Origin of the sequence: Cupriavidus sp. DB3, assembly GCF_020418465.1 — a bacterium.
GTDB lineage: Bacteria > Pseudomonadota > Gammaproteobacteria > Burkholderiales > Burkholderiaceae > Cupriavidus > Cupriavidus cauae.
Genome location: NZ_JAIZPL010000003.1, coordinates 470,537 through 488,970, shown reverse-complemented (window position 1 = coordinate 488,970; position 18,434 = coordinate 470,537). Strand labels below are relative to the sequence as shown.

Here is an 18,434-nt window from a genome sequence, read left to right as displayed (position 1 = left end):
CCGCCAATCCGGCGGCCGGGCCTTTTTCATTCGGGGGTTTTGCCCTCTCCCCATCGCGCTCCGGAAGCGGAAGAAGAAGCCGGGGAACGAAGCCGAAGCCGGCGTCCGGGCCGGCTCACCGGGTGTGATAAAAGAGAGCGCATGCAGATAACCGCCATGCCGAACCGCCAGTCTTCCGCCGTGTCTTTGCCCCGTTCCGGCCCTGCCGCCGCTGCTGTCGGCACCGCCGCTGCCACCGCTGCTGCCGTCCTCTCCCGCCCGGCCCGCCCTGCGCACCATCGTCCGCCCCACCGCGAGCGCGGACTGGCCGCCGCCGCGCAGCTGCTCGCGTTGCTGGCGCTGGCCGGGCTGGTGGGCCTGGCCGGCTGGCTGGGCTACCGCTATACCTTCGACGCCGCGCTGGCCCGCCAGGCCGAGCGCGGCCAGGTGCAGCTGCGGCTCTACGGCCAGGCGCTGTCGAGCGAACTGGCGCGCTACGACTTCGTGCCGAGCCTGCTGTCGCTGGACGACGAGATCAGCTCGCTGCTGGCGCGGCCCGAGGATTCCGCCCGCGTCGCCGCGGCCAACGCGCACCTGGCCGCGGTCAATGCGCGCGCCGGCACGCTGGCCGTGTTCGTGCTCGACCGCCAGGGACGCGTGCGCGCCACCAGCAACTGGCAGCGCCCCGACAGCTATCTGGGCGAAGACCTGAGCTTCCGCCCCTACTTCCAGGCCGCCATCGACGGCCAGTTGGGACGCTTCTACGGCGTCGGCACCACGCGCGATGAATCGGGCTACTACCTGTCGGCGCCCCTGGGCAATGGCAACGGCCAGCGGCCCAGCGGCGTCGCGGTGGTCAAGGTCGGCCTCGAGCCGCTGGAGCAGCGCTGGCAGAGCGCCGACATGCAGATGCTGCTGTCCGACGAGAACGGCGTGGTGATCCTCGCCTCCGAGCCGTCGTGGAAGCTGCGCGCGCGCCGGCCGCTGAGCGCCGCGCAGCGCGAGCGGCTGAACCGTAGCCTGCAGTACAACCGCGCACCGCTGGACCTGCTGGAGTTCACCCGCGTGCGGGCGATGAACAACGGCGACGCGCTGGTGCGCATGCGCCGCGGCCCGTCGATGCTCGAGCAGAACGCGATGCTGCCCGGCACCGAATGGCAGCTGACGCTGCTGACCGATACCTCGCAGGCCCGTATGGCTGCGCTGAACACCGCCGCCCTGTGCGGGGTGCTGACCGCCTTCGTGCTGCTGCTCGGTGCCGCCTGGAACGTGCGCCGGCGCATCGTCAGCGAGCGGCTGGCCGCGCGCGCCGCGCTCGAGGCCGCCAACAGCGAACTCGAACGCAAGGTCGCCGAACGCACCGCCGACCTGACCAGCGCCAACCATCTGCTGCAGACCGAGATCGCCGAGCGCATCCGCACCGAGCGCGAACTGCGCCAGGCCCAGGACGGTCTGCTGCAGGCCGGCAAGCTGGCGGCAGTCGGACAGATGTCGACCGGCATCGCGCACGAGCTGAACCAGCCGCTGGCCGCGCTGCGCACGCTGTCGGGCAACACCCAGAAATTCCTTGCGCGCGGCGACCTGGCCACCGCGCAGGCGAACCTCGGCACCATCATCGGCCTGGTCGAAAAGATGGGCCGCATCACCGGCGCGCTCAAGTCCTTCGCCCGCAAGCCCGGCCGCAACGGCAAGGGCAGCGCGCTGCTGGCCGATGCGATCGACAACGCGCTGTTCCTGCTGGAGACGCGCGTGCAGGCGGTGCAGCCGCAGATCGTGCGCGATGTCGACCGCACGCTGGCGGTCGCCTGCGATCCCAATCGGCTCGAACAGGTGCTGGTCAACCTGATCGGCAATGCGCTCGACGCGATGGCGGCCGGCCCGGCGCAAGGTGCCCAGCCGGCCCGTCTCGAGCTGCGCGCCGCGGTGGCCGAAGGCATGGTCCGCTGCACCGTCCGCGACAACGGCCCGGGCCTGTCCGAGGAAGCGTTCGCGCGGCTGTTCGAACCCTTCTTCACCACCAAGCCGGCGGGACAGGGTCTGGGCCTCGGCCTGACGCTGTCAGCCGGCATCCTGGACGAATACGGCGGCACGCTGGTCGCCAGCAATCATCCCGACGGCGGCGCCTGCTTCACGATGGTGCTGCGGATGGCCGGCAAGGAGACACACAATGGCGCCCAAACTCAATGACCTGTCGGTACTGATCGTCGAGGACGACGCCGACGTCCGGCTGGGCTGCGAACAGGCGCTGCGCCTCGAAGGCATCGCCACGCGCGCCGTCGGCACGGCCGAGGCCGCGCTGCAGACGGTGGCGCCGCACTTCCCCGGCATCGTCGTCAGCGACATCCGCCTGCCCGGCATCGACGGCATGGCGCTGCTGGCGCAGCTCAAGGCCCGCGACGCCGCGCTGCCGGTGGTGATGATCACCGGCCATGGCGACGTCGGCCTGGCGGTGCAGGCGATGAAGCAAGGCGCCTACGACTTCCTGGAAAAGCCCTTTGCCCCCGAGCGGCTGGTCGAGGTCGCGCGCCGCGCGCTGGAGCAGCGCCGCCTTGCACTCGAGGTCGCCGAACTGCGCGACCGGTTGGCCGGCCGCGAACGGCTCGAGGCGCGGCTGATCGGCGTGTCGCCGGCGATGGAACGGCTGCGCCGCCTGATCGCCGAACTTGCCGACACCAGCGCCAATGTGCTGATCCACGGCGAGACCGGCACCGGCAAGGAACTGGTGGCGCGCTGCTTGCACGACGCCAGCACCCGCCACGCGCGCAACTTCGTGCCGATCAACTGCGGCGGGCTGCCGGAGCAGCTGTTCGAGAGCGAAATCTTCGGTCACGAGGCCGGCTCCTTCACCGGCGCCGCCAAGCGCCGCATCGGCAAGATCGAACACGCCGAGGGCGGCACGCTGTTCCTCGACGAAATCGAGAGCATGCCGATGTCGATGCAGATCAAGCTGCTGCGCGTGCTCCAGGAGCGCGTGGTCGAACGGCTCGGCTCCAATACGCCGGTGCCGGTGGACGCCCGCGTGGTCGCGGCGACCAAGGCCGACCTCAAGGCCCTGGCCGACGCCGGCCAGTTCCGCGCCGACCTCTACTACCGGCTCAACGTGATCACGCTGGAACTGCCGCCGCTGCGCGAGCGGCGCGAGGACGTGCCGCTGCTGTTCGACCACTTCGTCGCGCAGGCGGCGCTGCGCTTCGAGCGCGACGCGCGTCCCGCCTCCCCCGCCGAACTCGCACGGCTGGTCGCCTATCCGTGGCCCGGCAATGTGCGCGAGCTGCGCAACCTGGCCGAGCGGCATGTCCTGGGCCTGGGCTGCAATCCCGAACAGGGCACCGAGGAACCGGCCCTATTGCCGCTGGCGCAGGCGGTGGAGCAATTCGAGCGGGCATTGATTGCGGATGCGCTGCGCCGGCATGAGGGAAACCTTAGCCGGGCTAGTGAGGCGTTGGGGGTGGCCAAGACGACGTTGTTCGACAAGGTCAGGAAGTACGGGCTGTAAGCCGCCGTCGGCAGCCGCCGGCAGCCCCCGCCCGGGCCCGCGCCCTCTGTCGGCTAGCGAACAGAGCGGCGGCCACCGCAACAGGGATACTCAGCGCAAAAGCGCCGCGGCCACGATTCTCGGCGCCATGCCCGGAGCGGCCGCACGGCGGCCGGCCCGGCCCGTTCCCTGCCAGGAAGCCACGCGATGAAGCCCGATCCCAGATCCTGCGCCGGCATGTCGAGCCACCGGTCGCCGTTCGAGAGGACCGTGCTGACGCGCGGCAAGGCGACCCTGATCACCTATATGGGCGCCGGCGATTCGCACCCGACGCTGGTGCTGTGCCAGGTCGAGCGCCTGCGCGAGAGCGACCTCGAGCCGCTGGAGAAGCTGCAGTCGTTCTGCACGGCGCGCCATGTGCTGTTCGCCGTCGTGGCGCCCGACGAGGCTGCGCGCGGCATGGCGGAGACCTTGCAGCGCTGGGGCATCATGGTGTTCCTGAAGGCGCCGACCGACGACGAAGTCGAAGCCTTCGTGCGGGTGCAGCGATTGATGCGCCATCCGGCGGTGTGGATCTGAACCGCGGGCGGCGCTTGCGCTCGGGCCGGTCGCCCAGTCAAGACGCTCAGTCAAGCAGCCCAGTCAAGCAGCCCAGTCAAGCCGCTCAGTCGAGTCGCCCAGCCGCGCCGCTCACCCCGGTCGCTTAGCCCGGTCGCTCAGCCCGGTCGCTCAGCCAGGTCGTTGGCGCGGCTCCCTCAAGCGGCCGCCCGCCGCGTGACCGGCGCGCCGTCGGCTTCGTCCTGCCGCATCAGCCAGCCATATAGATCCCGCGTATCGTCGGGCGTCGCCACCAGCTCCACATAGCGCCCCGCGTGCCGCGCGCAGGCGGCGGCGTGCAGCCAGCGCAGCGTCGAATAGTCTTCCAGCGCGAAGCCCACCGAATCGAACAGCGTCACGTCCTCGACCGCGGTGCGGCCCGGCACCTCGCCATTCAGGATTCGCCACAGCTCGATGACCGGGAAGTCCGCCGGCATCTGCTGGATCTCGCCTTCCAGCCGCGACTGCGGCTCGTATTCGACCGCGACGCGTGCGCGCCGCAACAGCGCCGGGTCGAGTTCGGTCTTGCCGGGGCAGTCGCCGCCGACCGCGTTGATATGCACGCCGGGCGCGATCTGCTCGTCGCGCAGGATGGTGGCGCGAGTCTTGTCGGCGGTCACCGTCGACACGATGTGCGCGCCGGCCAGCGCCTCGTCGATCGACGCCATCGGCACGATGCGCAGTTCGCCCGCTTCGGTCAGGCCGGCCAGATTGCGCTGCAGCTTGGCGGTCGCCGCCGGGTCCACGTCGTAGGCGCGGATCTCGCGCACGCCAAGCATCGCGTGGAAGGCCAGCACCTGGAATTCGGCCTGTGCGCCATTGCCGATCAGCGCCATCGCGGTGGTGCCGTGCGGGGCCATCGCCCTGGCCGCGACTGCGGATGTCGCCGCGGTGCGCAAGGCGGTCGCCAGCGTCATGTCGGCCAGCAGCAGCGGAAAGCCGGTCGATACCTCGGCCAGCGCGCCGAACGCCATCACCGTCGGCATCGCGTGCGCGGCGTTGCGCGGATGGCCGTTGACGTATTTGAACGCGTACTGTTCGCCGTCGGTGACCGGCATCAGCTCGATCACGCCGATCGGCGAATGGCTGGCCAGCCGCGCGGACTTCTCGAAGCGCTGCCAGCGCAGGAAGTCCTGCCGCACGTGCTCGGCCAGCTGCCGCAGCGCGGTCTGCACGCCGATGCTGCGCACCAGGGCCGCCACCGCCGTCGCGTCCAGGAAGCGGGTCATCGCGGTCTCCTTCATCGTCGTCTCCTTGTGGTTCTGTGCTGAAGCCATGGCCCTGGCGCCGTCGGTACGGTCAGGCCGCCGCGACGCTGGCCCGGCCGCCGGGCGCTTGCTCGATCCCTTGGCGCGCCCCGCTGCTGCGATCGAGCCGCAGCGTCATGCAATACGCGCCGCCGCCGGAAAGCATGAACGGCGCGAGATCGACCTCCTGCACGCGATAGCCGCGCTTGCCGAGCGCATCGCGCAGGCGAGGCGTGGTGCGCGCCATCACGATGCGGTCGTGCAGATTGACGGCGTTGACGCTGAAATGCCGCAGGTCGTCGGCGCTGGCCTCGATGCGCTGGCTGGCCGGCAGCCGCGCGTGCAGCTCGCGCAGCGAGGCCTCGGTGAAGGCCGGCGGGTAGTACAAAATTTCGCCGCCGGCCAGCGGGCAGAAGCAGACGTCGAGGTGGTAGCTCTGCGCGGTGGCGAGCTCCAGGGCGACCACTTCGCGTCCGAAATAGGCGCCGACCGCATCGGCCGCGCAGCGGGCGGAACGCGGCCCGAAGCCGGCCCAGAAGTGGCCGCGCACCGCGTCCCAGATGCAGTCGCCCGCGCCCTCCTGGTAGCAGCCGTCGGCCAGCGTCGCCACCTCGTCGAGCAGGCCACGCTCGCGCAGCCCGGCGAACAGGCGCGCGAACGGCGCTTCCTCGCCCTGCCGCTGCGGGTAGCGAAAGCGCGCCAGCAGCGCGCGGCCGTCGAGCACCACCGCGGCATTGGCAGGAAACACCATGTCGGGCAGGCCGGGCTCGCCCGCGGCGACCTCGACCGCGAAGCCGGCCGCTTCAAGCGCGTCGCGCAGATCGGCGAACGCGCGCAGCGCGCCCCGATGCATGCCCTGCGGATCGGCGGCCCAGCGCAGCGGATCCATCCACGGATTGATGCTGTACGACACGTCGTAGTGGGTCGGCTCGACAAGCAGGATGGTGGGTTCGGTGATCACGCCGCGCTCCTTCCGGTTCGGGTTATTGTCGGAATGGATTGTGGTGCACACGCGTGCCAGCGGATAGCGCACAAACTGCGCAAAAAGCGCGGTCCCTATGACAGAATGCCGGCATGGGCCGGCGTTTTGCCAAGCCATCCGCCGGGAACCTGCGAGCCGGCATGGGCCGGCGTTTTTCAAGCCATCCGCCGCGAGACCTGCGAGCCGCCATGGACGATATCGACCGCCAACTGCTGGCACTGCTGCGCGACAATGCGCGCACGCCGACCACCGCGCTGGCCAAGGCGCTGCGGCTGTCGCGCGCGACCGTGCAGAACCGGATCGACAAGCTGCAGGAGGCGGGCGTGATCGTCGGCTACACCGTGCGGCTCAAGCCCGAGGCGGAGCCGCACCGCATCCGCGCGCTGACGACGATCTCGGTGGAAGGCAACCGCATCGGCAAGGTATTGCAGGCCCTGCGCGGCGAGCCGAACGTGCAGACGCTGCATACGACCAACGGGCGCTGGGACATCATCGCGGAACTGCGCGCGGACACGCTGGAGGCGTTCGACCGGACGCTGGACCGGATCCGGCTGATCGAGGGGATTGCGGCGACGGAGACCAGCATCCTGCTGTCGACCTACAAGCTGTGAGGGCGGTCGAAGGTCAAGGGGATGGCGATTGCCATTGACCCCTGCCGGGGTGATTGGCGGACAGCGAAGGAAAGCAGCGTTCGCCATCCAGCGGCGAAGTCTCACTTTCGTGATCCCAAAGACACATACTGAAATTCCGATATATTGACGTGTTTCCCGCTCCCAATGCGGGTAGTTGGAGATCTGTTCGAATGACGTCCGGCAATCCGGTTGAAAAGTCGATGGAGCGGGTCCCGCCGGGCCCTGCCGTCACCGACCGCGCCGAGCTGGACCGGCTGGTGGCCTGCGAGTATTGCGACGCGGTCTACCGCCGCCTCGTGCTCGGCCCCGGCGAACGCGCGCAGTGCCTGCGCTGCGGCGGCGAGCTGTACCACGAGAGCCGGCGCGCCTACCGGCGGCTGCTGCCGCTGGTGCTGACCGCGCTGATCCTGTTCATCGTGTCGAACGCCTATCCCATCGTCGAGATGGACCTGCAGGGCGTGCGCACGCGCACCACGCTATGGGGCGCCGTCCAGGCGCTGCAGGCCGACAACATGACGCTGGTGGCAGTGCTGGTGTTCGCCACCACCATCGTGTTCCCGCTGGCCGAGATGCTGATGATGGCCTATCTGCTGGTGCCGCTGATGCGCGGCACCGTCCCCCCGGGCTTCGAACGCATCATGCGCGGCATCCGCCAGACCCGCCCGTGGGGCATGCTCGAGGTCTTCATGATGGGCGTGCTGGTCACGCTGGTGAAGCTCTCGACAATGGCCCAGGTGCTGCCTGGCATCGCGCTGTGGTCGTTCGGTGCGCTGGTGATCGTGCTGGCGACGATGCTGACCTACGATCCGCGCGACCTGTGGCGCCATGCCGAGCGGCGCCAGGGGGAGGCGCAGCGATGAATCCCCGCGATCCCAAACCCTCGGTGCGCCAGCGCGCGCTGCGCCGCTCGCGCGAGGTGGTCGCCGGCGTCGTGCAGGAGCTCGCCGACGACGACGAACGCACGCCGCTGCCGGAGGTGCCGACCGCGACGTCGATGGGCCTGCTGTCCTGCCACGCCTGCGACGCGCTCAGCCCGATCGACCAGGAGGGCCAGCCGTGCCGCCGCTGCGGCGCGACGCTGCACCATCGCAAGCCGGCCAGCCTGACGCGGACCTGGGCCTTCCTGCTGGCGGCCTACATCCTGTACATACCGGCCAACGTGCTGCCGATCATGATCACCCGCTCGATCCTCGGCACGCAGGAGGACACGATCCTGTCGGGGATCATCTATCTGTGGTTGTCGGGCTCGCGCATGCTCGCCATCGTGGTGCTGATCGCCAGCATCGTGGTGCCGCTGCTGAAGATGATGATCCTGACCTTCCTGCTGCTGTCGGTGCATCTGCGCTCGACCTGGCGGCTGCGGCAACAGACGAAGCTGTATGGGCTGGTCGAGCTGATCGGCCGCTGGTCGATGCTCGATATCTTCGTGGTGGCGCTGCTGGCCTCGCTGGTGCGTGCCGGCGCGCTGGCCCAGGTCGACCCGGGCACCGGCGCGGCGGCGTTCGGCATGGTGGTGGTGCTGACCATGCTGGCCTCGCTGTCGTTCGACCCGCGCCTGCTGTGGGATGCGCACGACCACGCGGAGGACCACGCGCATGGCCGCGCGGCCGGCCACGCGCAACGCGAGGCGCCCGGAGGCGCCGCCCCGGCTTCGGCACGGGCGAACGACTGAGCCGCCGCGACGGCTGCCGAACATCGATACCGATACCGACCGATACCGATACCGATACCGATACCGATCCGATACCGAACACCGATCCGATCACCCATACCGAACACCGACGTACGCTGGACTTTTATCGATGCCCGATCCGGACAACCTTTCCTCCTCTCCTCCGCCCGCGCGGCCGCCACAGCCCGGCGAGCCGGCGCGCCGGCGCCGCGCGCGCTGGCTGCCATCGGTGGTCTGGCTGATTCCCATCGTCGCCGCCGTGGTCGGGCTGTCGCTGCTGTTCCATACGCTGTCGCAGCGCGGCCCCGAGATCCAGGTCACCTTCCGCACCGCGGAGGGGCTGGCTCCGGGCAAGACGCCGGTGCGCTACAAGGACGTCGATATCGGCCTCGTCAAGTCGGTGCGGCTGGCGCCCGACCGCTCGCATGTGGTCGCGACGATCGACCTGACCAAGGACGCGGACAACTTCGCGGTCAAGGACACGCGTTTCTGGGTGGTGCGGCCGCGGCTGGCCGTCAGCGGCGTATCGGGACTGGAGACGCTGCTGTCCGGCTCCTATGTCGGCGTCGACGCCGGCAAGTCCGAGGAAAGCCAGCGCGAGTTCGTCGGCCTGGAAACCCCGCCGGTGGTCACCACCGACTCGTCCGGCAAGCAGTTCGTGCTGCGCGCCGCGGACCTGGGTTCGCTCGACATCGGCTCGCCGGTCTACTACCGGCGCGTGCAGGTCGGCCAGGTGGTCGCCTATCAGCTCGAACCGGCCGGCCGCGACATCACGCTGCGGGTCTTCATCAACAAGCCCTACGACGAACTGGTCACCGCAGACACGCGCTTCTGGCATGCCAGCGGCGTCGACCTGAAGCTCGATGCGGGCGGCTTCAAGCTCAATACGCAGTCGCTGGTGACGATGCTGCTCGGCGGAGTCGCCTTCCAGGCGCCGCCGAACTCGAACGTGACCGAGGCCGCCAAGGAGAACACCCAGTTCCTGCTGGCGGGCGACCAGGCCGACGCGATGAAGGAGCCCGAGGAACTGGCGCCGACGCTGGCGGTGCTGAACTTCGAGCAATCGGTACGGGGCCTGGCGCCCGGCGCGCCGGTGGACTTCCGCGGCGTGGTGGTCGGCCAGGTGCGCTCGATCGGCATCGATTACGTGCGCGAGACCAAGTCGTTCCGGCTGCCGGTGGTGGTCGAGCTCTATCCGCCGCGGATGGGCTTCCGCGAGCGCGACCTTGCCGACCGCGAGCGCGCCCGCCAGCTGATGCTGGGCCTGATCCAGCGCGGCCTGCGCGCGCAGCTGCGCACCGGCAACCTGCTGACCGGCCAGCTGTACGTGGCGCTCGACTTCTTCCCCAACGCCAAGGCGGTCAAGCCGCCGGCCGATACCGCGATCGCCGAGCTGCCGACCATGCCCGGCGCGCTCGACGAACTGCAGGCCAAGCTCGGCAGCATCGTCGGCAAGATCGAGAAGGTGCCGTTCGATGAGATCGGCCAGGATCTGCGCAAGACGGTGGCGCAGCTGAACACGACGCTGGCCAGCGCGGACAAGCTGGTCGCGCAGCTGCAGGGCGACGTCGCGCCCGAGGTGCTGGCGGCCCTGCAGGACGCGCGCCGCACGATCCAGTCGGCCAACGGCACGCTGGCCTCGGACGCGCCGCTGCAGCAGGACACGCGCCGCATGCTCCAGGAACTGACGCGCACCGCGATCTCGCTGCGCACGCTGACCGACTACCTCGAACGCCATCCCGAAGCGCTGCTGCGCGGCAAGACGGAGACTCAACGATGAAGGGCTCGCTTATCCTGTCCCGCCGGCTGCGGGCCGCGACGTTTGCCACGGCCTGCGCCGGCGCCCTGCTGCTCGGCGGCTGCGCGTCGTCGTCGGAGCCGCGCTACTACACGCTGGCGCACGGCGGCGAGGCCGCTGCGGCCGGCGCGGCGATGCCCGCCACCGCGGTGGTGAGCGGCACCAGTTCGCCCACGGGCACAGGCACGGGCACAGGCACGGGCACAAGCGCCGCCAGCCAGCCGCTGTGGATCGAGGTCGCGCCGGCGCGCGTGCCGGAACGGCTCAATCGCCAGCAGATCGTGATCGGCGGAGCCGACGGCCGCGTGACCCCGCTCGACATGGCGCGCTGGTCGGCGCCGCTGCCCGACGAGTGGCGCGATGCGCTGTCGCAGCGCCTGCAGATCGTGCTGGGCGCGGTCGATGTCTATCAGCAGGGCTTGAGCGGCGTGCAGCCGCTGTACCGCATCACCACCGAGGTGGTGCGGCTCGATGCGCAGCCCGGCACGCGGGTCGGCGCCACCGTCAACTGGACCGTGCGCCGCCTGCCCGATGGCCGCACGCTGGCCGGACGCACGCAGGCCGAACTGCCCGCCACGGGCAGCGGCGACGACGTCGCCGGCGTGGTCGCGGCGATGCGGCAGGTGGTGGCCGACACCGCCACGCAGATCGCGGCCGGCGTGGCGTCGTTGCGGACGGAGCCGGCGACGGTCAGCGGCAAGCCTTAGCGCGTCGGCGCCGTCAGCGCCAGCCTCCAGGGTCGCCAGGCGCTTCAGCCTATCTGGACTTTCAGCGGCTCCGGCACCTTCACGCCTCCAGGTCCTTCAACCTCTCCGGGTCCTTCACCGCCCCGAGGGCCTTCAGCGCCTGGCGCCGGCGCCCGCCGCGGCCATCGCCGCCAGGCACTGCGCCGGCCCGCCCTGCACCAGCTGCACCGAGCAGGCCAGCATCAGGTTCTTGCCCAGGCCGAAGTCCTCGACATGAAAGCCGCGCGCGTCGAGCGGCCTCCCCTCGGCGTCATGGCCCACCGCGGCGCGCTCCACGATGGTGCCGCGGTCGCCGGTATAGGCCCACACCGGCTTGCCCAGCGCCACCGCAAAGCCCACCTCGAAGGCCGTGCCGGAATCCGGCTCGGCCGGCCCCCGAAAGTCGTCCAGATTGGCCATCACCAGATCGGCACGGCGGATCAGCGCGACATTGGCCTGGTAGATCCAGCGCGCCGCGGCCTCGCCGGCCAGGCCGGATGGCAGCTGATGGTCCAGCGGAAACAGGCCGGTGAAGCCGTGCTGCGCACAAAGATCCTTCAGCGCCTGGCCATGGGCCATCGCATCGGGACGGAACACATCGGGGCCGGCGAGGTAGACGGTGGGCATGGGGTTCGGATGCGGGATAGGCGGTAGAGACGCAGTTTTTGCCGACAAACGTGGTCGTCCACGCGAATACGGGGACCCGGTGGCGCTTGAAGACGCCGGATTCCCCCTTTCGCGGAAGCGACGGCATGGTGCTGCGCGGCAAGCACGCCAGCAAGCCCGCCGGCGAGGCCGCCGGCACGGACAAGAGGCCGTCCGGCAGGATACACTCTGCTGTCTTTTTCCCGTATCCACTACACCATGCCTGCCATCGACCTGATCCAGATCGGCCCGCTCGCGCCGCACCTCAACGCCACGCTGCAGGAGCGCCACGGCGCCGCCGCGCTGTGGGAGCAGGACGACTGGCCCGCCTGGCTGCGCGAGCATGGTGCACAGGCGCGCGTGGTGGTCACCTCGGCCCGGCACGGCTGCAGCGCCGCGGTCATCGACGCGCTGCCGCAACTGGCGGCGATCGTCAGCTTCGGCGTCGGCTACGACAGCATCGCGCTGGACGCGGCCCGCGCGCGCGGCATCCAGGTCAGCAATACGCCGGACGTGCTCAACGATTGCGTGGCCGACCTCGCCTTCGGCCTGATGATCGATGCCGCGCGCGGCATCTCCCACGGCGACCGCTTCGTGCGCGACGGCCGCTGGCACCAGGGCCCGTTCCCGCTGACGAGCAAGGTATCCGGCAAGCGCCTGGGCATCCTGGGCCTGGGCCGCATCGGCGAGAAGGTCGCGCGCCGCGCGCAGGGCTTCGACATGGAGATCGCCTACAACAACCGGCGTCCGCGCGAGGGCGCGCCGTGGCGCCATGAACCCGACCTGCTGGCGCTGGCCGCATGGGCGGACTTCCTGGTGGTGACCTGCGTCGGCGGCCCGGAAACCGAAGGGCTGGTGTCGCGCCAGGTCATCGAGGCGCTCGGGCCGAAGGGCGTGCTGGTCAATGTGGCGCGCGGCAGCGTGATCGACGAGGACGCGATGGTCGAAGCGCTGCGCGATGGGCGCCTGGGCGCCGCCGGGCTCGACGTGTTCCGCGACGAACCGCGCGTGCCGCCGGCGCTGATCGGGCTGGACAACGTCGTGCTGGCCCCGCACATGGCCAGCGGCACGGTCGAGACGCGCGGCGCGATGCAGGCGCTGATGCTCGACAATCTGCGCGCCTTCCTCGAAACCGGCAAGGTGCTGACGCCGATCGTGTAAGACCCTTCGGCGGGCTTGCCGCCCTGCCCGATGCCGCGGCGCGGCGTTCCCCGGGAGCGCCGCGCCGCGTGATTTCGCGTTTGCCGATTCTCGATTCCCGTTTCCCGATTCCACGCCTCGCCCTCGCGCCAGCCATGCCACGGCATTTTCTTTACCTGTTCGTCTTTATCGCGCTGTACGCGTGCTTCGACCTGGTGTTCGACTACGACGAGGCCGAAGGGCTGCAGCACGTCATCATCGATGCGATCGGCACTTCGATCACGCTGGCCGGCGTCTTCATGCTGGCGCGCGAACGGCTGCGCACCGATCAGGAAATCCGCCAGCTGCGCGCCTCGCTGGGCGAGGCCGAGCGGACGCTGGCGCAGCGCGACGCGGCCGCGCATCAGGCCGGCCTGCAGATGCGGCATGCGATCAGCAGCCAGTTCGATCGCTGGAACCTGACCACCAGCGAGCGCGAGGTGGCCTATCTGCTGATCAAGGGCCTGTCGCTGGAAGAGATCGCCGGCGTGCGCGACAGCAAGCCGAAGACGGTGCGCCAGCACGCCACCAACATCTACGCCAAGGCCGGCCTGCGTGGCCGGCACGAACTGGCGGCCTACTTCCTCGAAGACCTGCTGGTGCCCGAGGTGCCCTGAGCGGGGGCCGATTTACCGCGTCCAGGGTATCGGCTGCCCTGCGCCGGCGTGCATTGACGCCCCGCTATATACCACCGTATATTGCGCTCGATGTGACTCGGGTGTCCCCCAGCGCCTGGCCTCTGCGGCTGGGCGCCTTCGATGGCCCCGGCCGCTGTCCTCACCGACTCCCCGAATCCGGAACACCTGCCATGCCTGCTCGTCGTTCTCCCGCCATTGCCGCCGCGCCCATCCGCGCGCGCTCGCGTCTGTCAGGCGCCTTCGTTGCGGCGGCGCTGGCGATGCTGGCGATCCTGCCGGCCCGCCCCGCGGCGGCCGCCGAACTGGTGGTGTCCGCCGCGGCCAGCCTGACCAATGCCTTCCGCGCGGTCGCCACCACCTATGAGCAGGCGCATCCGGGCACGAAGCTGATACTCAATTTCGGCGCCTCCGACGTGCTGATGCAGCAGATCGTGCAGGGCGCGCCGGCCGACGTGTTCGCCTCGGCCGACCAGCAGGCCATGGACAAGGCGCAGGCCGAGCACGTGATCGTGCCGAGCTCGCGCCGCGATTTCGCCGCCAATGCGCTGGTGCTCGTCGAGCCGGCCGACAGCACGCTGAAGCTCGCCTCGCCGCGCGACCTGCTGCGCGACGACGTGCGGCGCGTGACCTACGGCAATCCGGCCTCGGTGCCGGTGGGCCGCTACACGCGCGACGCGCTGGAGGATGCCCGGCTGTGGCAGGCCGTCTCGGCCAAGGGCGTGCCGGCGCAGAACGCGCGGCAGGCGCTGGACTACGTCGCGCGCGGCGAGGTCGATGCCGGCTTCGTCTTCGCCACCGATGCGGCCGTGACGCCGGGCAGGGTCCGCGTCGTCGCGCACGTGCCGACGCGCACGGCGGTCACCTACCCGATCGCCGTGACCGCCCGCTCGCGCCAGAAGGACGAGGCTGCGCGCTTCGTCGATTTCGTGCTGTCCTCGGAAGGCCAGGCGCTGCTCGCGCGCCACGGCTTCCGGCCGCGCTGAACGTCGCCCTGGACTACCCGCTGATGGAATCGGTCTGGGTCCCGCTGGCACTGTCGCTGAAGGTGGCCGGCTGGGCCACCGCGATCAATGCGGTGCTCGGCGTCGCCGCCGCGGTGGCGCTGTCGCGCTGGCGCTCGCCGCTGCGCGACCTGGTCGACGCCGTGCTGACGCTGCCGCTGGTGCTGCCGCCGACCGTGCTCGGCTATTACCTGCTGGTGCTGGTAGGACGCCGCGGCGTGTTCGGCGAATGGCTGTCGTCGCTGGGCATCGAACTGGTCTTCACGTGGCAGGGCGCGGTGCTGGCCGCCACCATCGTCGCCTTTCCGCTGGTACTGAAGTCCGCGCGTGCGGCCATCGAGGGCGTCGATCCGCAGCTGGAGCACGCCGCGCGCGTGCTGGGCGTCAGCGAGACCGGCATCGTCTTTCGCGTGACGCTGCCGCTGGCGGTGCGCGGCATCGCCGCCGGCGTGCTGCTCGCCTTCGCGCGGGCGCTCGGCGAATTCGGCGCGACGCTGATGGTGGCGGGCAATCTGCCCGGCCGCACGCAGACCCTGTCGGTGGCGATCTACGAAGCGGTGCAGGCCGGCGACGACGACACCGCCAATCTGCTGGTGCTGGTCACCTCGCTGACCTGCGTGCTGCTGCTGGTGATCGCAGGCCGCCTGGTGCCGAGCACGCGCCAGGCGGTGCGTTGAACGGAGGCTGCATGTCTGCCCCCCTGCCTGGCTCCCTCCCGGTCACCGCACCTCCGGCTACGACGCTGCAGGTCGAAGTCAGCAAACGGCTGGATACCGCCGACCGGCATTTCGCGCTGGATATCGGCTTCTCGTCCACCAGCCGCCGCATCGCGCTGTTCGGCCCCTCGGGCGCCGGCAAGACGCTGACGCTGCGCGCCATCGCGGGCCTGCTGCGGCCGGACCGCGGGCGCATCGTGCTCGGCGAGCGCACGCTGTTCGACGTGGCGGCGGGGGTCGATGTGCGGCCGCAGCAGCGGCGCGTGGCCTATCTGTTCCAGGACTATGCGCTGTTCCCGCATCTGACCGTCGCGCAGAACGTCGCCTTTGGTCTCGCGCGCGGCTGGCGCAATCCGCCGCGCGGCAAGAGCCATGACGATGCCGAACGCTGGATCGACGCCTTCGGCCTGCGCGAGGTTCGCGGCCACTATCCGGCCGAGATTTCGGGCGGACAGAAGCAGCGCGTGGCGTTGGCACGCGCGCTGGCGACGCGGCCCGATATCGTGCTGCTCGACGAACCGTTCTCCGCGCTGGACCCGGCGCTGCGTGCGCGCATGCGGGCCGAACTGCGCGCGCTGCAGACCAGCCTGGAGGTGCCGATGCTGGTCATCTCGCACGATCCCGACGATGTCGCGGCGCTGGCAGACCATGTGATGGAGATCCGCGACGGGCGGATCTATGCGCCGCAGGGCTTGAGCGCTTAGTGGCGTTGTGGGGAGAGGGGCGGTCTCGAACCACGGCGGGCGGCCCTGCGAGCGCCGCTTGCCCTCCCCCAGCCTCCCCCAAAGCGGGAAACGGACAAACCGTGGACCTCAGTCCATCGTCCCCAGGATCACGCTCGACGCCTTGAAGATCGCCAGCGCCGGCGCGCCTTCGGTCAGCCCCAGCTCGTCCAGTCCGGCATGCGTGACGATGGCCGCGATGGTGGCGCCGCCATCGAGCGCGAGCACGACCTCGGCATTGACCGCACCCGGCACGATGCGCGCCACCGTGCCGGGCAACTGATTGCGCGCCGACAGCCGCAGCCCGGGCGACGGCACGCCGATCAGCACCGACGACGCCTTGACCAGCGCGAACGCCTCGCTGCCCGGCGCCAGGCCCAGCGTCTCGACGCTTTCATGCGTGACCGTGGCGACCACCTGCTGCCCGCCGGGCAGGGCCAAGGTGACCTCGTCGTTCACCGCGCCGGTCCGCACCTCGGTCACGGTGCCGAACAGCCGGTTGCGTGCACTGGTCTTGATCATCAGTCGCCGGATCAGATGGATATCGTGTTGCAGCGCGTCGGCGGCCGTCGCGTCGAGCTGCTCGCTGACGCGCGAGAGCTGCGCGACGAAGGCGCGGTGCTCGGCCTCGAGCGCGCGGTAAGTGCGCACCAGCCCCTCGCCGCGCGGCGTCAGCATGGTACCGCCGCCGCCCTTGCCGCCGGCGGCGCGCACCACGAGCGGTTCGCCGGCGCTGTTGTTCATCGCGTCGACCGCGTCCCACGCCGCCTTGTAGCTGAGTCCGACCGCCTTGGCGGCCGCCGTGATCGAGCCGTGTTCGGCGATCGCCGCGAGCAGCGCGATGCGGTCCTTGCCGCCGAGGTCCCGGCTGCCGGCGCGAAACCAGATCTTGCCCTGTAGTTCGAGCATGAGGGTGGCGCCGCCACGGACGGCGCGAGGGTGTCGGAACGGCGCTATGTTACCGCGCCGGTCGGGCGGGGCCGCGCTGGGACGCGCTGGGACGCGCTAGGACGCGTTGGGCGGTGCTGGCCGAGCCAAGCCGGGCCGGGTTGGGCTCGGTTGGGCTGGGCCGCTGGCCAAGCCGAGCCGAGCCACACCCGGCCACGCCGAACCAAGCCGGGTCGCGGCGCCGCCGGCAAGGTATGTCATCACGTGATACATTGACGGCTTTTTTGCGCGACGCTTTTTTTGCTGCGTCGCGGCACGCGCTGGCGCCTTCATGTCCTCCCGAACCTCTCCCCTTCTAGCCCTGGCCGGCGAAGTCCGGTTGCGCTGGCGCGGCTGGCTGGCCGCCTTCGTTCCGATGCCGGTGGCGGCAAGCAGCCGTGAGCGGTTCAAGAGCTGTCTCGGCGCGATATTCGCGCTGGCCTGCACGGAGTGGATCAGCCGGCATATGCTGGGCGGGCACAACCCCTGGTTCATCGCGCCGATGGGCGCCTCCGCGGTGCTGCTGTTCGCCGTGCCTTCGAGCCCGCTGGCGCAGCCGTGGTCGGTGATCGGCGGCAATCTGCTGGCGGCGCTGGTGGGCGTGACCTGCGCCCGCTGGATTCCGGACCCGGGCCTGGCGGCCGCCGTTGCGGTGGCCGTGGCGATCGGCCTGATGTTCCATCTGCATTGCGTGCATCCCCCCGCCGGCGCGGTCGCCATCACCGCGGTGTTCGGCGGCCCGGCGGTGGCCAAGCTCGGCTATGCCTTCGTGCTGTTCCCGGTCGCGCTCAATTCGATGCTGATGCTGCTGATCGCGCTGTCGTTCAACAACCTGACCGGCCGCCGCTATCCGCATCGGCCGCCGCCTGCGGTGCCGGGACATGGCACCAGCGATCCGCCGCCGGGCCAGCGCGTCGGCTTCACGCGTGCGGACCTGGACGAAGTGCTGGCGGCGCGCGGCGAATTCCTCGACGTCGACCGCGACGACCTCGAGGAGATCCTGGTCGCCGCCGAGCTGCGCGCGTTCGGCCGCCGCTTCGGCGACGTGCGCTGCGGCGACATCATGTCGCGCGACGTGGTGGCGGTCCACGCCGACCAGCGCATCGGCGAGGCATGGACGCTGCTGACGCGCCACCGGCTGCAGGCGCTGCCGGTGGTGTCGCCGCGCCAGCGCCGGCTGGTCGGCCTGATCGCGCTGCCGGACCTGTTCGTCGGCGACCCCGCCAAGGGCCAGCGCCGGCCTGACGGTCTGGTGCGCGACGCGATGCTGACCGAGCTGCCGACCGCGCGCCCCGACCAGCCCATCGTCGAGCTGGCCGGCGCGATGTCGGATGGCGGCTGGCACCTGATGCCGGTGGTCGACGAGCAGCGGCGGCTGCTGGGACTGATCACGCAATCGGACCTGCTGGCGGCATTGCTCAAGCGGTGACGGGAGCGACGGCTCCTCTCCCGGGCCCTCTCCCCGGCCAGTTCCAGCCAGCGAGACGGGGCGAGCGACC

General features: G+C 70.5%; 18 protein-coding genes. 14 read left to right on the top strand and 4 right to left on the bottom strand.

Annotation, left to right across the window (positions count from 1 at the left end; genetic code table 11):
* Window positions 1-141: 141 nt before the first annotated feature.
* The 3 genes from K7G19_RS11815 to K7G19_RS11805 all read left to right on the top strand — a co-directional run bounded on the left by K7G19_RS11815 (window position 142) and on the right by K7G19_RS11805 (window position 4,033).
* Entirely contained in the window at window positions 142-2,166 is a 2,025-nt protein-coding gene (locus tag K7G19_RS11815; protein WP_226107385.1) for an ATP-binding protein, read from the top strand.
* A complete protein-coding gene (locus K7G19_RS11810; protein WP_226107383.1) occupies window positions 2,147-3,475 on the top strand; it encodes a sigma-54 dependent transcriptional regulator in 1,329 nt (442 codons plus the stop codon). Before K7G19_RS11815 ends, K7G19_RS11810 begins: the two co-directional genes overlap by 20 nt.
* Before the next feature lie 186 nt (window positions 3,476-3,661).
* Window positions 3,662-4,033: a hypothetical protein gene (locus K7G19_RS11805; RefSeq protein WP_149316883.1), complete on the top strand. Its 372-nt coding sequence runs from the start codon at window positions 3,662-3,664 to the stop codon at window positions 4,031-4,033.
* Window positions 4,034-4,209: 176 nt separating this feature from the next.
* Here K7G19_RS11805 and K7G19_RS11800 read toward each other — a convergent pair whose 3' ends face one another.
* On the bottom strand, window positions 4,210-5,295 hold the full coding sequence (locus tag K7G19_RS11800; RefSeq protein WP_226107676.1) for an ornithine cyclodeaminase: 1,086 nt from the start codon (window positions 5,293-5,295) through the stop codon (window positions 4,210-4,212).
* A gap of 55 nt (window positions 5,296-5,350) precedes the next feature.
* Window positions 5,351-6,259, bottom strand: coding sequence for an arginine deiminase-related protein (locus K7G19_RS11795; RefSeq protein ID WP_226107381.1), 909 nt, complete (start codon window positions 6,257-6,259; stop codon window positions 5,351-5,353).
* Between the two features lie 209 nt (window positions 6,260-6,468).
* Here K7G19_RS11795 and K7G19_RS11790 point away from each other — a divergent pair, with 209 nt between their 5' ends.
* The 5 genes from K7G19_RS11790 to K7G19_RS11770 all read left to right on the top strand — a co-directional run bounded on the left by K7G19_RS11790 (window position 6,469) and on the right by K7G19_RS11770 (window position 11,089).
* Window positions 6,469-6,891: an Lrp/AsnC family transcriptional regulator gene (locus tag K7G19_RS11790; RefSeq protein WP_149316881.1), complete on the top strand. Its 423-nt coding sequence runs from the start codon at window positions 6,469-6,471 to the stop codon at window positions 6,889-6,891.
* A gap of 221 nt (window positions 6,892-7,112) precedes the next feature.
* Complete coding sequence (locus K7G19_RS11785; protein ID WP_149317106.1) at window positions 7,113-7,772, top strand: paraquat-inducible protein A; 660 nt, start codon at window positions 7,113-7,115, stop codon at window positions 7,770-7,772.
* A complete protein-coding gene (locus tag K7G19_RS11780; protein WP_226107379.1) occupies window positions 7,769-8,584 on the top strand; it encodes a paraquat-inducible protein A in 816 nt (271 codons plus the stop codon). The genes K7G19_RS11785 and K7G19_RS11780 overlap by 4 nt, the downstream gene beginning before the upstream one ends.
* 130 nt (window positions 8,585-8,714) lie before the next feature.
* Window positions 8,715-10,364: an intermembrane transport protein PqiB gene (locus K7G19_RS11775; protein WP_226107377.1), complete on the top strand. Its 1,650-nt coding sequence runs from the start codon at window positions 8,715-8,717 to the stop codon at window positions 10,362-10,364.
* Window positions 10,361-11,089 (top strand): membrane integrity-associated transporter subunit PqiC, encoded by a 729-nt coding sequence (locus tag K7G19_RS11770; RefSeq protein ID WP_226107375.1) that lies wholly within the window; start codon window positions 10,361-10,363, stop codon window positions 11,087-11,089. Before K7G19_RS11775 ends, K7G19_RS11770 begins: the two co-directional genes overlap by 4 nt.
* Before the next feature lie 132 nt (window positions 11,090-11,221).
* On the opposite strand, the gene K7G19_RS11765 is transcribed toward K7G19_RS11770, so the two are convergent.
* Window positions 11,222-11,734 (bottom strand): nucleoside 2-deoxyribosyltransferase, encoded by a 513-nt coding sequence (locus K7G19_RS11765; RefSeq protein ID WP_226107374.1) that lies wholly within the window; start codon window positions 11,732-11,734, stop codon window positions 11,222-11,224.
* Between the two features lie 237 nt (window positions 11,735-11,971).
* Between K7G19_RS11765 and K7G19_RS11760 the strand changes: the two genes are divergently transcribed.
* From K7G19_RS11760 to K7G19_RS11740, 5 genes are all read left to right on the top strand, one after another.
* Window positions 11,972-12,913: a 2-hydroxyacid dehydrogenase gene (locus K7G19_RS11760; RefSeq protein ID WP_149316876.1), complete on the top strand. Its 942-nt coding sequence runs from the start codon at window positions 11,972-11,974 to the stop codon at window positions 12,911-12,913.
* A 134-nt stretch (window positions 12,914-13,047) separates the two neighbouring features.
* A complete protein-coding gene (locus K7G19_RS11755; protein ID WP_149316875.1) occupies window positions 13,048-13,548 on the top strand; it encodes a helix-turn-helix transcriptional regulator in 501 nt (166 codons plus the stop codon).
* Window positions 13,549-13,739: 191 nt separating this feature from the next.
* Complete coding sequence (gene modA, locus K7G19_RS11750; protein ID WP_370639529.1) at window positions 13,740-14,552, top strand: molybdate ABC transporter substrate-binding protein; 813 nt, start codon at window positions 13,740-13,742, stop codon at window positions 14,550-14,552.
* Between the two features lie 23 nt (window positions 14,553-14,575).
* On the top strand, window positions 14,576-15,247 hold the full coding sequence (gene modB / locus K7G19_RS11745; RefSeq protein ID WP_149316873.1) for a molybdate ABC transporter permease subunit: 672 nt from the start codon (window positions 14,576-14,578) through the stop codon (window positions 15,245-15,247).
* A gap of 11 nt (window positions 15,248-15,258) precedes the next feature.
* Complete coding sequence (locus tag K7G19_RS11740; protein ID WP_150081669.1) at window positions 15,259-15,990, top strand: sulfate/molybdate ABC transporter ATP-binding protein; 732 nt, start codon at window positions 15,259-15,261, stop codon at window positions 15,988-15,990.
* A gap of 108 nt (window positions 15,991-16,098) precedes the next feature.
* Here the strand turns inward: K7G19_RS11740 and K7G19_RS11735 are convergent, their stop codons facing one another.
* Entirely contained in the window at window positions 16,099-16,917 is an 819-nt protein-coding gene (locus K7G19_RS11735; protein WP_226107373.1) for a TOBE domain-containing protein, read from the bottom strand.
* 310 nt (window positions 16,918-17,227) lie between these two features.
* Between K7G19_RS11735 and K7G19_RS11730 the strand changes: the two genes are divergently transcribed.
* Window positions 17,228-18,364 (top strand): HPP family protein, encoded by a 1,137-nt coding sequence (locus tag K7G19_RS11730; RefSeq protein ID WP_149316870.1) that lies wholly within the window; start codon window positions 17,228-17,230, stop codon window positions 18,362-18,364.
* Window positions 18,365-18,434 lie beyond the last annotated feature (70 nt).